The organism is Prevotella sp. P6B1 (assembly GCF_000702825.1).
Classification (GTDB): Bacteria; Bacteroidota; Bacteroidia; order Bacteroidales; family Bacteroidaceae; genus Prevotella.
Genome location: NZ_JNKF01000015.1, coordinates 15,162 through 29,953, shown reverse-complemented (window position 1 = coordinate 29,953; position 14,792 = coordinate 15,162). Strand labels below are relative to the sequence as shown.

The 14,792-nt window shown below is 51.1% G+C and carries 11 protein-coding genes; 2 read left to right on the top strand and 9 right to left on the bottom strand.

All coding sequences use genetic code 11. The annotated features are described in order from the left end of the window. The first annotated feature begins 112 nt into the window (after positions 1-112). Positions 113-1,021: a glycosyltransferase family 2 protein gene (locus T495_RS0112370; RefSeq protein ID WP_033148922.1), complete on the top strand. Its 909-nt coding sequence runs from the start codon at positions 113-115 to the stop codon at positions 1,019-1,021. Here the strand turns inward: T495_RS0112370 and T495_RS0112365 are convergent. The 9 genes from T495_RS0112365 to rlmN form a co-directional block, all read right to left on the bottom strand. Beyond that, positions 992-1,456 (bottom strand): hypothetical protein, encoded by a 465-nt coding sequence (locus T495_RS0112365; protein WP_155993658.1) that lies wholly within the window; start codon positions 1,454-1,456, stop codon positions 992-994. The two genes, T495_RS0112370 and T495_RS0112365, sit on opposite strands and share 30 nt — an antisense overlap. A 167-nt stretch (positions 1,457-1,623) precedes the next feature. Beyond that, positions 1,624-4,722: a glycoside hydrolase family 2 TIM barrel-domain containing protein gene (locus T495_RS0112360; protein WP_033148921.1), complete on the bottom strand. Its 3,099-nt coding sequence runs from the start codon at positions 4,720-4,722 to the stop codon at positions 1,624-1,626. A gap of 218 nt (positions 4,723-4,940) precedes the next feature. Continuing rightward, positions 4,941-5,330, bottom strand: coding sequence for a preprotein translocase subunit SecG (secG, locus tag T495_RS0112355; protein ID WP_028903623.1), 390 nt, complete (start codon positions 5,328-5,330; stop codon positions 4,941-4,943). A 4-nt stretch (positions 5,331-5,334) separates the two neighbouring features. Then, entirely contained in the window at positions 5,335-6,111 is a 777-nt protein-coding gene (locus tag T495_RS0112350; RefSeq protein WP_033148920.1) for a hypothetical protein, read from the bottom strand. Positions 6,112-6,117: 6 nt separating this feature from the next. Further along, positions 6,118-6,636, bottom strand: coding sequence for an LptE family protein (locus T495_RS0112345; protein ID WP_033148919.1), 519 nt, complete (start codon positions 6,634-6,636; stop codon positions 6,118-6,120). Continuing rightward, entirely contained in the window at positions 6,620-7,861 is a 1,242-nt protein-coding gene (locus tag T495_RS0112340; RefSeq protein WP_028903620.1) for a sigma-54-dependent Fis family transcriptional regulator, read from the bottom strand. The genes T495_RS0112345 and T495_RS0112340 overlap by 17 nt, the downstream gene beginning before the upstream one ends. Before the next feature lie 65 nt (positions 7,862-7,926). Then, positions 7,927-8,931 carry a lysylphosphatidylglycerol synthase transmembrane domain-containing protein gene (locus T495_RS0112335; RefSeq protein WP_028903619.1) on the bottom strand — a complete coding sequence of 335 codons (1,005 nt, stop codon included), beginning with the start codon at positions 8,929-8,931 and terminating at the stop codon, positions 7,927-7,929. Between the two features lie 15 nt (positions 8,932-8,946). Beyond that, positions 8,947-9,984, bottom strand: coding sequence for a PdxA family protein (locus tag T495_RS0112330; protein WP_028903618.1), 1,038 nt, complete (start codon positions 9,982-9,984; stop codon positions 8,947-8,949). Further along, entirely contained in the window at positions 9,977-11,014 is a 1,038-nt protein-coding gene (gene rlmN / locus T495_RS0112325) for a 23S rRNA (adenine(2503)-C(2))-methyltransferase RlmN (protein ID WP_028903617.1), read from the bottom strand. Before rlmN ends, T495_RS0112330 begins: the two co-directional genes overlap by 8 nt. A gap of 102 nt (positions 11,015-11,116) precedes the next feature. Here rlmN and T495_RS15645 point away from each other — a divergent pair, with 102 nt between their 5' ends. Further along, entirely contained in the window at positions 11,117-14,785 is a 3,669-nt protein-coding gene (locus T495_RS15645; RefSeq protein WP_081832121.1) for a DUF4922 domain-containing protein, read from the top strand. Positions 14,786-14,792: the final 7 nt, after the last annotated feature.

Genomic DNA, 14,792 nt, shown 5'->3' with positions numbered 1-14,792 from the left:
TGTTAATAATTTGAATTTCATGCTCTTATCTCGTAAAAGCGGGTGCAAAATTACGACTTTTCTATCAATCCACAAAATATTTTCATCTTTTTTTTGTATTTTTGCATCCAAAATGAGTGATATAACGTTATCGATACTGATTCCCACCTATCAGCAGGTGTGTGTAGAACTGGTGAACCGATTGCACAAGCAAGCGGTTGCATTGGGATTGCCCTTCGAGATTCTGGTGGCTGATGATGGCTCAACCGACCAGACATGTATTGCAGCTAACCGTCAGATTTCCACCCTCGCCCACTGCCGCTATATCGAGCGCAAGCAGAACACCGGACGTGCCGCTATCCGCAACTTTCTTGCTCAAGAGGCTACGTACGCGTACCTATTATATATAGATAGTGATATGACGCTCATTCGCCCCGATTTTCTGCAACGTTATCTCGACTGTCTGCCTGCTCAGGTGGTTGATGGCGGCGTCAGCATCACTGCCGATTCTATAGAACAGCAGCAACTGCTGCGTTATCGTTACGAAAAGGCCGAAGAGCCCCACCATACAGCCAGCGAGCGACAGAAAAAGCCCTACCAGCATCTGCATACCGCCAATCTGCTTATCGCCCGAGAGGTGATGCTCCAGCATCCATTCGACGAGCGCCTGCGCCATTACGGCTACGAGGATGTGCTATTGGGCAAGGCGCTGCAGCGCCATCGCATCCCCATCATACATATCGATAATCCGATGGGGTTCTGCACCTTCGAGTCGAATGCCGACTTTGTGGCTAAGACAGAGGAAGGACTACACACACTCTGCTCTTTCCGTCATGATCTGCGTGGCTATTCGCGCCTGCTCACCCTGGTATCGGGCATCCACATTCCAGCCATTCTGTGGCTCATCCGTCTGTGGCACCGATTATTTGGAAAAATAGAAAGGCGGAATCTCTGTGGATCCCGCCCTTATCTCTCTCTTTTTAAATTGTATCGCTTGGGGTATTACCTCAACTTACTCCACCTCGAGTGCAGAGAAGGTTAATTTCTCGTAACCTTCAAAGTCGTCGAACTGAATCTGGAAGTTAGCATACTGGTAATAGTTACCACCTGTATTGTGCGTATCCTTCAGCGAATTGCTCTTAGCCAGTGTATTCAGAATCTGATTGTAAACCACCTTATCGTTGTTGTCATCAGGAATCTGAATAGCCATAGAGGTTACGACACCGCCTACTACTTTATAGGTATAGTCACCTGCAGCGTAGAGCTGGAAATCGTCAGTCTCCAGAATCGTCTCAAGTTCGCCAACTTTCTCTACGAGTTCGTCGTATGTCAGGTTCACATGCGTGATGGGCACACGGTTCTCATCGAGTTTGATATAAGTGGTGTCACACTCGCTGGTGACTTGGTTCTCTTCAGCATAGCTCATGATTGGACCCATCATCAGGGCCATCAGCAAAATTGTTACTTTTTCTCTCATCTTCATATCAATTCATCTCCTTTTAACGCTGCAAAGGTAACAATTTATCATGTACCAGCCAAGGCTTTTTGGCTAAAAATTCATAAAATAACCACCTAAGGCCTACTTTTTGACTGAAATCAAGCCTTAGGTGGTTACATTTTGTTCTAAAAAAGCCTAAATTCCGCTCATTTTATTTTTATCGGACGGATAGCGAATGTAAAATCATAGTCCTTATAAGGCATCATATACTCCTCACGAGGCCATGCACCCCATGAGTTCACACAGCCCAGTCCCATCTGTCGCTGCTGGATGTGCACCTGTGTCTGGGCACGCTCCACGAGGTCGCCCGAGTGGCGGCCTATCTTCTTATCCTTGGTCACGCCGTCGTCCAGGTCTTCAGTCAGGAACTTCAGCGCACTGGCCTCCATAGGTGCATTGCTGTAAAACTCCAGTCCTTCACCCTGGGTATTCATCACGCGGAACCAGCGTACATCGGTGTGGTTGCCCGACTCCTGCGGACGCACATATGGATAGTACTCCTGCTCTACCTTATTATTATAGATGCCCAAGAACTCACTCGAGTTACGGTCGATATAGTTCTCAACAGGACCACGACCATAATAGCTGACAGCATCAAACTCCTTCGGCATCTGCAGCTGCATACCGTAGCGGAACATCGGACTCACCTGAGCCTCCTTGTCGGCCTTCAACTGCTCGCGTACAATCACCTCGCCTTCCTCGGTCAGCGTGTAAGTCATGGTCAGCGTAGCCTTTACCTCTGGCATGTCGAAAGTCGAGATAACAGTGTTGCCATCAATCTTCACATCCTTCACTATCATCTGTGGGTTCTTCCACACGCCAAACTTCTGCTGCATGCCAGCACCATAGTCATTGTCAGTAGGTGCGCGCCAGAACTCTGGCATAATCGACTCACGATCCTGCAGCATCTCCTTACCATCCACGTCGAGGTAGTCAATCCATCCACTCCATTTGCCAATGGTCAGTGTGGTACCAGCAACCTCTAATTTCACATAACTCTCAGTTTCCTCCTTCTGCACATTGGCTTTTTCGGCCTTCAGCTCAGGATACTGGTAGCTGTTCAGGGCAAACTGCTGACGTGCCATCACCTGTCCCTTCTCAATCAGTGGCTGAGCCTCCTTGCTCTTGAACTGGAAGATGACAAACACTTCCATATCGCCGTGATGTCCTAACACACGCTCGATAGTCTTCTTCATGGCCTCGTCGGTAATCACCTTACGCTGCTGTGGAGCAATGCCACTGATATCGATCTTGCCACCATGTCCGAAGGTCATACCTGCAGGACGGTTGCCACCATGATGGTGTGCCTTACCAGCAGTAGCACCACCAACAAACCACTCCAACTCCAAGTCGTCGAGCGTCTTGAAGAAGTTCTCGTTGTACACCTCGAATCGGCCTTCCTTCAGTCCTTTGTCGCTCACCCATACGTTCTGGTAGTAGTAGCCCACCTCGTAGGCATGCGGGTTCAGTCTACGGTCGGGTGCGATGAGTCCGTTGCAGTTAAAGTTGTGGTCGCTGGCAGGATAGCGTCCGTAGTCACCACCATAGGTAAAGATCTCCTTGCCAGTGGTGCTGTTCTTGTCGCGCAGTCCCTGGTCCACAAAGTCCCAGATATAACCACCCTGGTATTTCGGATACTTGCGGATGATATCCCAGTACTCCTTGAATCCGCCCATCGAGTTACCCATGGCGTGCGCATACTCACACTGTATCAGCGGACGTGGATTGTCGCCCTTGGCATAGCGCTCGCAGTCCTCGTAGCCATAGTACATAGGACAGAAGATATCCGTCTTGCCGTTCTGTCGGGCCTGCTCAAACTGGCAGGGACGTGTCTTGTCATACGCCTTCACCCAGTCATAGGCCTTCTCAAAGTTAGGACCGTAGCCAGCCTCGTTACCCAGGCTCCACACAATGATGCTGGGGTGGTTCTTATAGGTAATCATATTACCCTCCTGTCGCTCAATGTGCATCTTCTCAAAGTCAGCACGCTTGGCGAGTGTGCCCTCACCATAGCCCATGCCGTGACTCTCCAGGTTGCTCTCTGCTGTCAGGTAGATACCATACTCATCGCACAGGTCGTACCAGCGTGGGTCGTCAGGATAGTGGCAGGTGCGCACCGCGTTGATGTTCAATTGCTTCATGATCTTGATATCCTGTATCATACGGTCCACGCTCACGATATAGCCACCGTCGGGGTCCAGCTCATGGCGGTCGGCACCCTTGATCAGGATGGGTTGTCCGTTAATGAGCAGCTGTCCGCCTTTGATCTCGATATGACGGAATCCCACTTTCTTCTTCACCACCTCGAGGGTCTTGCCAGCCTGCTTCAGTGTCAGCTGCAGTGTATAGAGGTTTGGTGTCTCAGCCGTCCAGGCCTTGGCGCCAGGCACGGTAGCCTTCAGTCCCTCAGCCACCAGGTTGCCGGCAGCGTCGAAGAGCTTTGCCTGCACCTGTGCCTTGCCGGCCAGCTTCACGTCCACGTTCAGCAAGCCGTTGCCCTGCACGTAGTCCTGTCCGATGGTGATATCCTGGATGTGCACCTTTGGTGTGGCATAGAGATACACCTCACGTGCGATACCTGTGAATCGCCAGAAATCCTGGTCCTCCAGGTAGCTGCCGTCACACCAGCGCATCACCTGCATGGCTATCAGGTTCTTACCGGTCTTCAGGTACTTGGTGATATCGAACTCAGCAGCCACCTTCGAGTCCTCGCTGTAGCCCACGTATTTGCCGTTCACCCATACTGCCAGGTTGCTGGTGGCACTACCCACGTGGAAAAACACCTGCTGTCCCTTCCAGTCCTTGGGCAGTTCGAAGGTACGTCGGTACGAGCCCGTATAGTTGTTTGTCTCACCGATATAGGGCGGTTCGCTCTTAAAGGTGGTACTCCAGGCATAGCCCATATTCTTGTAGATCTTGTCGCCATAGCCCTCTATCTCAAAGAGTCCTGGCACGGGGAAATCCACCCATTCCGAGTCGTCGTATTTCAGGGCATAGAATCCCTTGGGCGCATCCTGGTGGTTCTTCACAAAATTGAATTTCCATTTTCCCTCCATTGAGAGATAGCGTGAGCTCTGAGCCTTGTCGCCATTAGCCTTGTCCTCGTCTTCAAAGGCAAAGAAGTGGGCTCTGCGCGGCTCGCGGTTCTGCTGGTTCACGCTGGCATCTTTCCAGACTGGTGTCTTCTGTGCATTCGCCATTGTGAACGCACCACACACCATACATAACAATAGTTTCCTAATCATACGGTCGTAATATAATAATTGATTTAATTAATAATCCCGTGCAAAGATACGATATTTTTTATATTTCTCTAAGTACTTTTCACAAAAAAAGTACTTAGCGCGCAAAAAAACTGTAGGTACTTTTCAAAAAAACACAAATTTAAGGAAAACCATTAACAGAAAATGGAGAGTTTGCGCTTGCAAACTCTCCATGAATCTTTTGTGGAAAGAGGTAAATATTACTCCTTCTCGGCTGCGGGAGCCTCTGTAGCAGGAGCCTCTGTAGCAGGAGCAGCGGCAGCAGGAGCAGCAGCGTCCTTCTGCTGACTGGCACCGAAACCAGGCAGGTTGTTAGGATTGGTAGCAGGAGCCTGATAGTTCTCCATCACAGAAGTGGCACCATCGGCCTGAGGAGCTACGTAAGCGCAGCATACGCTAACCAACACCATGAAACCAGCGAGGAACCATGTGGCCTTCTCGATGAAGTCGGTAGTCTTGCGAACACCGCCAATCTGGTTATAACCTGAGAACTGAGAAGCCAGACCGCCTCCCTTTGATTCCTGGATGAGCACAATGCTAATCATAAGAAATGCTGCAACCACGATGAGAATTACAAATAATGTGTACATTTTTTTATTTATTTTTTTTGTTACTATTTACTATTAATTTCTCTAAGAAACGTATTTGATCTGCAAAGTAAGCATTTTTTTTCGGAATTTGCAAACTTAATCGCTGAATAATTTCCAAAGCTTTCGAATATCTACCTTGTTTGATATAAATTCGTGCCAAAGTTTCGGTAAAATACTCACTTTCAACCTCATTTTCATCATTTTGAGGCTCGGGAGCGGGCTCAGGATGGTACTCGGGGACCTCACGCAACTGGAAGCCGCCATTGTCATCATTTATGAATGAATCAATAAGTTCCTGACCAGGCATCTGTGGAACCTCTCCTGGCATCTCCTGACCACCATCGGGCTCGATATCCATCAGGTAGGCGACATAGTCGACAGCAGCATCAGCGGGTGTGGGACGACGCTTGGACTTACGCGTAGGCTCGTCGTCAGACTCTTTAGGGATGCTCTCAAGGAAATTATCAATGAGTGAGATGGTACGATCAACAGCAGGTTCTGGGGCTGCAGCAGGCTTGTCCTTGGCTGTAGCGGCCACAGGGTGATACTCGTAGTGACGCCCCTCAATCATCTGGAACAGCACACGACGATTGGTAATATAGGCCGAGGCACGACGCAACTCCTCGTCGAAGGTGGCGTCGTGGAGCAGATAGAGGTTCTGCAGCAGGAGCAGACGGGCTGTCTGGAAATAAGGATAAAGTGCCAGCAGGGAACGCAACTCGTAGAGCGAGTCACGATCCATCCGCTCAGGATGTTGGATCAGTTCAGTGATTCTATCCATAAGGTATTACCAGTTAGCTACTGCTCTATTAAAAATCTGATCACAGAGGTCCTTCACCATCTTGGTAACAAGCTCCTCCTGCACGCTATTGAGCGACTGAGTGGTCTCGTAACTCTGTGAAGCGGTGAACTGCTCCTCGAAATCTTCATTATGGTTCTTGTTATTCGTAAATCGCACGTTGACAGTCATAGAGAGCTCGGTCATGGCCGAATAGCCCTCGGCACTCACCGACTTGTTGCGCTGTTCGTAGCGCGTAATCTCACCTTCGAGCTTCAAATCGCCATTACGCTTGACGAGCTCCAGACGGGTATGGTCGGCAAACTGGTCCTTCAACTGATTGTTGAACAGTGGTCCCATCGGTCCCCATACATAACTACTGCGGATGGGGAACTCGGCTATTTGGATAGACTTGGTCTGCGAATAGTCGATGCTGGCGCCGTTGAACTTATAGCTCACGGAGCAGCTTGTTACTACTGCGAGGATAGAAACAAACACGATTGTTCTTATCTTATTGATCCAGCCCATACTGTTTCAGTCTGCGATAAAGGGTTCGGTCACTAATGCCCAGTTCCTGGGCGGCTTTCTTGCGGTTGCCATGATTACGCTCCAAGGCCTTCTCAAGCATCTGCTTGCCTATATCGTTCAGGTTCAGGCTCTCCATCTCCTGAGCGGGCTCTATATACTCTTCGGCAATGGCATCCTCTACAGATGCCACGGGTGCAGGGTGCGGAGTGATAGGCGTTGGGAATGTTGTAGCAGGCATATGCTCTACCTGAGGTACAACAGGCGATGCTGTCTGCACATCGTCCAACTGCTTTTTCAGCGCACTCATCTCACGGCGCATATCGTTCACGTTGCCACGCAACTCGAACAGAATCTTATACAGGATCTCGCGCTCGTTCTCAAAGCTATGGTCGCCACTACCCTCGCGGTGGATGGTTGCCAACTGGGTTGACTCCTGATCCTGGGGAATGAACTGACTGAGCACCTGAGCAGTGATGGTACGCTCGGGCGAGAGCACGCTGATCTGTTCGGTGATATTCTTCAACTGGCGCACATTGCCAGGCCACTTATAATGCATCAGGAGCTGCTTGGCGCCCTCGTCGAGCACCACGCGGTCCATCTTGTACTTCTCGGCCATCTGCAAGGCGAACAAACGGAACAACAGGATGATATCCTCACCACGCTCACGCAGAGGCGGCATCTGGATGGGTATCGAGTTGAGGCGATAGTAGAGGTCCTCGCGGAAACGACCTTCGCTGATGGCCTGACGGATATTCACATTAGTAGCAGCCACAATACGTACATCGGTCTTGCGGATCTCGGTGCCACCCACTGGGATATACTCGCCTGTTTCGAGCACACGCAACAATCTGGCCTGGGTAGCCAATGGCAGCTCGCCTACCTCGTCGAGGAACAACGTACCCTTGTTGGCCACGCCAAAATAACCTGGCGAATCGTTGATAGCACCTGTATAAGAACCTTTGACATGACCAAAGAGTTCGCTATCGATGGTTCCCTCGGGAATTGAGCCACAGTTGATGGCAAAATACTTTTCACGGCGACGTGGCGAGTTGTCGTGGATGACGCGGGGGATAATCTCCTTACCCACACCACTCTCGCCTACAATGAGCACACTAAGGTCTGTCGGCGCAACCTGAAGGGCTACGTCGAGTACGTGGTTCAATGCGTCGCAATTACCAACGATATTGTACCGCTGCTTGATATTTTGAAGTTCACTTGTCTTCATTGAGCTGACAAAATTACATAATTTTTCCGAAACATCTGCAATTTTGGCAGAATTTTTAACGCAAATTACTTTTCTTTCCTATCCAACTTGATCAAAAGCAAGCCGATGGCGGTCCAAATCAGTTCGCGCAGACGGACCAGCAGTGCCACGAAGATACCCGCGTTAGCCGTCATACTCAAACCCTCGGTCGACATCAGGAAACCACCCTCGCGACCACCTAACTGCAGCGGCATGAAAAACAGCATATTAGCAAATAGTGTGGTGAATGCATAGATGAGGATACACTGTGGAATGGTGACATCAGGCATGATGACCAGCAGGATGAAATAGATTTCAAGCGTAGAAGCCAATCGGCACAGCAGTTCGAGCACCACAGCCAACTTGAACGTACGCGGGTTCTGATTGTGCAGGGCGGCTATCTGCTGGTCGATCTCTGCCAGCTTTTCGCGGTTGCGCTCAATGAATGGCTGTGCCCACTTCTTTACCATGGGGAAATGGCTCAGGACGTTCATACCCGTCATGGCGATACCACGCTTGTAGCCACGCAGAAAGAACCAGATGGCCAACAGAGCTACACCGGCGATGATGGGCAACAGGATATAAGTGAGCGGCGTCATCTTCTGGGTAATGATATACAATGGCACGCTGAGCAGCCAGAACCAGAAGTGACTGTAGATATGCGTCATAACATAGAGGATGACTGACGACGAGGCACGCTGAGTACCCACCTTGGGCGAGAGCGACATGATACGGTAAGGCTCACCGCCCATCAATCCGCCAGGCGTCGCATAATTCAAGGCGAAAGCCGAGATGGTAATCTTATAGAGCCACCAGAAACCCACCTTGCACTTGCGGCACACGCCCTGCTCATTGCCAATGGTATTAATGATGAGATACCATGAAGCGGTATTCATCATATAGAGGAACGCCCACAATACGAGTACGCCCACAAACCAATAGCCAGCATGCAGTATACCCTCCCAGGCCTGACGGAAATCAAGCTGCGAGGCCATAATGATAAGAACGAGCAGTCCAAACAGGAAAAAGCCGTTCTGATAATTCTTTTTCATCAGCAGAAGAGACGATTACTTAAAGATATCCTTGGCACGGGGCATAGCAAAACGGGCCTTGTCACCATCCTCACGTTTCTCGTGATAGAGCTTAGGCAGCGGATTAGCCAATGGCTCGTCGTACTCCTGACGATGGCGGAACATATCAACTGCTGTATAGATGGCCTGGCGCAACGAAGTTGGATCGGCCTCACCCTTACCGGCTTTCTCAAATAATGGTCCATGGTCGGTGGTAATACAGATGGCGCTGATACCCGCCTTGAATTTCACACCAAACTCGGGTGCCAGAGCACGGAAAGGCAGCAGTCCCTGATCGTCGTACATAGCCAGTACACCATCGAAAGCCTCATGCTGGTTGTTAGCAAAGAAATCCTCAGCCGTATAAGGACCATAAGCCTGCACATTCTGTTTCTCGAGTTCCTCGATGGCAGGGGCGATGATCTTCTCCTCCTCAGTGCCAGCCTGCGGATTAAGTGCCAGCACAGCGATACGGGGATTATTGATACGGAAATCGCGCTTCAAGCTCTTCCAGAATATCTGTCCCTTCTCCACAATCTTCTCCGTACTGATGCTCTGAGCCACCTCATTGATAGGCAGACGATTGGTGAGCAGACCTATGCGCACACGATCGCTCAGCATGACAGTGAGCGCCTTATCATCGCGATTAGGGTTGGGATTGGGCACCACAGGACCTAACACCAGCACATCATACAGATGCTTCTGCATATCCTCCTTGGCGCGTGCCATCGCCTGTCTGGCGGCACGGTTGCTCTCCTCGGTGGGTTCGCCGAACTCTACCTTCACCTCTTCATCAAAGCAGGCGAGCAGGTTCACCTTGCCATCCTTGGCCTCAGCGGCGTCGTTAATCGTGATAAACTGGGTTTCTATGCCTGTAGCCTTACGATGGAAGGCTGCGGCCTTTGGCGAACCATATATGATAGGTGTACACATATCGAGCATCATAGGATCCTCGAAAGCACGGAGGATAACCTCATAGCCGATGCCGTTGGTATCGCCATGCGTGATAGCCACGCGAATTTTCTTATTATCCATTCTCTTGTTGTTTTTTAGCTGTCGAAAGTAGACCGCACGCGGCAAAGATATCTTGTCCTCGACTGGCACGGATGGTAGTAAATACGCCATGAGCGGTCAGATAGTCACGCAGGGCTTCCATACGCTTCTCGTCGGCACCAGGCAGATCAACATCCGGAATCTCATGGAAACGGATGAGGTTTACACGGCAGTCGAGCCCCTTGAGCAGTTTTACAATCTCGCGGGCATGGGTGGGCGTATCGTTAAGACCTGCAAAGCAGATATATTCGAACGAGCAACGACGCTGGTGAGCGAAGTCGTACTGCTTCAACAGATCAACCACCTCAGTGATTGACATCTGTCGCTCAGCGGGCATCAACATGCGACGCTGTTCTGGCAGCGGCGAGTGCATGGAGATAGCCACATGGCACTCGCTCTCATCGAGGAAACGCTTCAACTTATTCTTAACGCCCACACTCGACACGGTGATACGACGCGGACTCCAGGCATAGCCATAATCCGCTGTCAGCACCTCGGTAGCACGCAACACGGCGTCGAGATTATCCATGGGCTCGCCCTGACCCATAAACACAATATTGGTCAGCGACTCGCGCTCTGGCAGCGAGTATATCTGATTCAGGATATCGCCTGGTGTCAGACTGCCCTCATAGCCCTGTTTACCCGTCTGACAGAACAGACAGTTCATCTTACACCCCACCTGACACGACACACACAGCGTAGCACGGTCACCATCGGGGATATAAACCGTCTCCACGAAATGGCCACTGGCCACAGGAAACAGATATTTGATCGTTCCATCGACCGAGCGTTGACAGTCAAGAGGTGCCATATTGCCGATGGTATAGGATGCAGAGAGTTTCTCACGATTAGCCTTCGAGAGATTGGTCATCTCGTCGATACTGCTCACGTGCTGCTGGTAGAGCCACTTCGCTATCTGGCCGGCAGTAAACTTGGGCATTCCCAACGTTGTTACCACCTGCTGCAATTCGCTAAGCGACATACCTATTAATACTTTCTTTTCGTCGTACATCTTTACTTTTTGGCTGCAAAGTTAGAAAATTTTCTTGAATTATTTGGTTTTCTCGGAAAATATTACGAAATTTGCGCTTTAATAAATTACTAATTTCAGAGAATGAGAGAAAAAATAGACTGTTTTTTGCCTTGCAATGATCTCAAGTCGGCACGCGACGTGGTGGCGCAGATCAAAGGCAGCAAAACGATTCAGCATATATGTTTGCTGGTAAGTCAACCCATCGAAGCGGATGACGAAGCGTTGAAAGACTGTCAGCAAATAGTAGTAAACGACCTGACAAGCAGCCAAACCCTGACGGCCATCGCCGATATGGCGAAAGCCGAATATGCCTTGCTGCAGATACGTCCCCGAGAATTACAATTAGGCAAGGGCTCACTCGACCGCATGCTACGCATCGCCACCGATTCGGATGCAGCCATGATCTATGCCGACCACTATGACTTGATCGACAGCAAGCTGCAGCCCCACCCCGTTATCGACTACCAGGTGGGCAGTATCCGCGACGATTTCGACTTCGGATCGCTGATACTCGTCAAGACCTCGCTGCTGCGTTCCTTTGTTCAACAGCATTGCTGCTATAAGTTTGCGGCTATTTATGCCCTCCGTCTGTTCCTAAGTCGCGAGGGACGTATTTTCCACATCAACGAGAAACTCTACACGGAGCTGGAGACCGATACCCGTACCTCAGGCGAAAAACAGTTCGACTACGTGAACCCACGTAACCGTGAGGTACAGGTAGAGATGGAGCATGCCGCCACCTCCCATCTGGCTGCTATTGGTGCTAAAATCGACCCCTCCTTCTACCGCACCCCCGACTTCAACGAGCAGGAGTTCGACGTCGAGGCATCGGTGGTCATCCCCGTCTATAACCGTGAAAAGACTATCTGCGACGCCGTAAACAGCGCCCTGAGTCAGAAAACGAAATTCAAATACAATGTCATCGTGGTGGATAACCACTCGACTGACAAGACCACAGAGTTGCTGCGCAGTTTTCACGACGAGCGACTCATCCATATCATCCCTGAGCGCCACGATTTGGGCATCGGCGGCTGTTGGAACACAGCCATTCACGACGATCGTTGCGGACGCTTCGCCATACAGTTGGACAGCGACGACCTCTACTCGTCGCCCAAGACGCTACAGCAGATAGTGGATGCCTTCTATAAGCAGCATGCTGCCATGGTCATCGGCTCGTATCGTATGTGCGACTTCGATCTGAACACCCTGCCGCCAGGACTTATCGACCACGCGGAGTGGACTGACGAGAACGGCCCTAACAATGCCCTGCGCATCAACGGTCTAGGCGCGCCACGCGCCTTCTTCACCCCCCTATTGCGCCAGATAGGTTTCCCCAACACCAGCTATGGTGAGGACTACGCTTTAGGATTGATCTTCTCGCGCCACTATCGCATCGGACGTATCTTTACTGAGCTTTATCTCTGTCGCCGCTGGGGTGGCAACAGCGATGCAGCCCTCTCTATCGATAAGGTAAACGCTAACAATCTCTACAAGGACCAGTTGCGCTCATTGGAGATTATGGCCCGTCAGCAGATGCTACAGGGTAAGCAGGAACTGATGAACGACTCACCTCTGATGCGATTCTTCAACCGTCAGCTTGAGAAGTGGGACGATGCCCGCAAGCGCTACCACGACCTGCGCAATGTGAAGACACGCGAGTTATCGTTGGGTGCCTCGACCATGAAGGTGCAGTGGAACCCTGCCCGCATCGTATCGACAGGTGCCAAGATCGACAAGCAGACACTGGCTGAGCGCCCCTGTTTCCTCTGCGAGCAGAACCGTCCGAAAGAGCAGGTCAAGAAGCCCTTCGACGCTCAGTACGACCTCTTGGTAAACCCCTTCCCCATCCTGCCCATCCACTTCACAATTCCATCGGTGAAGCATGAGCCACAGCTGATTCGAAACACGTATGGTGAAATCCATAAACTGCTAAGCGAGTACCCCCAGATGATGGTATTCTACAATGGTCCGAAATGTGGTGCTTCAGCGCCCGACCATGCCCACTTCCAGGGTGGCACTTCGGGTGTATTACCCCTACAGATGTCGTGGGGACGCCTTTCACGTAACCTGAAGCCCATCATCAACCTGAACGACGAAGAGGGTATCTCGCTCATCGAGGAGTACCCATGTCCTGCGCTGTTGATTCACAGTAAGTCGGAGTATGGCGACGAGCAGCTCTTCCTGCGACTCTACGAATCGCTGCCTGTGCCAGAGGGCGAGCCAGAGCCCATGATGAACATCGTGAGCTGGCGACACGATACCGACTACTATTCGGTGGTATTCCCCCGCGAAAAACACCGTCCCGACTGTTATTACAAGGAGGGCGACGAACAGTTCATCATCTCGCCAGGCGCCCTCGACATGTCTGGTCTCATCGTCACCCCACGTCAACAGGACTTTGAGCGACTGACGCCTGAGATTGCTATCGATATTCTTAACGAGGTATCGCTGCCAGCCGACCAGCTCCAGCAGGTTATCGACCGTCTGAGAGCTACCCAAAGTTCAATGGTCAATGATCAATGTTCAATGAAAAAGGAGCCCAACGTCACTGTTGGCATCGTCAGTGGCGAGAAGATATCCTTCAGCCTCAACAAGCCTTACGTAGCCAAGGGCGAAGTGATTACCGGCAACCAGGTGGTAGAGTTCAGCGAGGGTGGTATCCTATGGCGTGGCACCCAGTATCGTAACCTCACCTTCACACCACAAGCCGACGATGCCTCGTTCTCACTCAACGATGTGACCATCGGCGTTAATTTCCACTGGGAGCGCAAGGAGACCCAGACCTTCGAAGGCACCCTACGCATCGTGGTAGAGGCCGACAAGATTGTAGCCATCAACGAACTGCCTGTCGAGAAATATCTCACCAGCGTCATATCGAGCGAGATGAGCTCAACATCAAGTCTTGAGTTCCTGAAGGCCCATGCCGTCATCTCACGTTCGTGGCTATTGGCACAGATCGAGAAGCGCAAGCAGCACGAGAGTGGTGGCGATAACTTCTTCTCGTTCACCAAGAGCGACACCGAGTTTATCCGCTGGTACGATCGCGAGGATCACACTATCTTCGATGTATGTGCCGACGACCACTGCCAGCGTTATCAGGGTATCACCCGTGCCAACAATACCCATGTGGAGGAGGCTATCAGCGAAACGCGCGGACAGGTACTGATGTACGATGACGAGATTTGCGACGCTCGTTTCTCGAAGTGTTGCGGTGGCGTGACAGAAGAGTTCCAGTACTGCTGGGAAGACACGCCGAAGCCCTACTTGGTATCATTCCAGGATCCCTACTGCAATACCAGCGACAAGCATATCCTCTCGCAGGTACTCAACGACTTTGATCAGGAGACGCCCGACTTCTACCGTTGGACTGTCAGCTACACCAAGGCCGAGGTATCAGATCTCATCAACCGCAAGCTGAAGATCGACTTCGGCGAGATTATCGACCTCATCCCCGTGGAGCGTGGCAAGAGCGGACGTATCTGGAAACTCAAGATTGTAGGTACAAAGAAAACCCTCACCATTGGTAAGGAACTCGAGATTCGTCGTGCCCTGAGCGAGAGCCACCTCTACTCTTCGGCTTTCGACGTAGAGAAGACTGCCGAGGGCTTCACCCTTCATGGCAAGGGCTGGGGCCACGGTGTAGGTCTCTGTCAGATAGGTGCCGCCGTGATGGGCGAACAGGGTCATCCGTACAATGATATCCTGCTGTTCTACTATCGCGGTGCCCAAATCAAGCGTCTCTACGATTAATGGTCAA

Bases quoted from the DNA above. Each gene is read 5' to 3' on its own strand.
- T495_RS0112335 (WP_028903619.1), bottom strand. From the start codon at position 8,931: ATGAAAAAGAATTATCAGAACGGCTTTTTCCTGTTTGGACTGCTCGTT.
- T495_RS0112365 (WP_155993658.1), bottom strand. From the start codon at position 1,456: ATGAGAGAAAAAGTAACAATTTTGCTGATGGCCCTGATGATGGGTCCA.
- T495_RS0112360 (WP_033148921.1), bottom strand. From the start codon at position 4,722: ATGATTAGGAAACTATTGTTATGTATGGTGTGTGGTGCGTTCACAATG.
- T495_RS0112350 (WP_033148920.1), bottom strand. From the start codon at position 6,111: ATGGATAGAATCACTGAACTGATCCAACATCCTGAGCGGATGGATCGT.
- T495_RS0112370 (WP_033148922.1), top strand. From the start codon at position 113: ATGAGTGATATAACGTTATCGATACTGATTCCCACCTATCAGCAGGTG.
- T495_RS15645 (WP_081832121.1), top strand. From the start codon at position 11,117: ATGAGAGAAAAAATAGACTGTTTTTTGCCTTGCAATGATCTCAAGTCG.
- T495_RS0112330 (WP_028903618.1), bottom strand. From the start codon at position 9,984: ATGGATAATAAGAAAATTCGCGTGGCTATCACGCATGGCGATACCAAC.
- secG (WP_028903623.1), bottom strand. From the start codon at position 5,330: ATGTACACATTATTTGTAATTCTCATCGTGGTTGCAGCATTTCTTATG.
- T495_RS0112345 (WP_033148919.1), bottom strand. From the start codon at position 6,636: ATGGGCTGGATCAATAAGATAAGAACAATCGTGTTTGTTTCTATCCTC.
- T495_RS0112340 (WP_028903620.1), bottom strand. From the start codon at position 7,861: ATGAAGACAAGTGAACTTCAAAATATCAAGCAGCGGTACAATATCGTT.
- rlmN (WP_028903617.1), bottom strand. From the start codon at position 11,014: ATGTACGACGAAAAGAAAGTATTAATAGGTATGTCGCTTAGCGAATTG.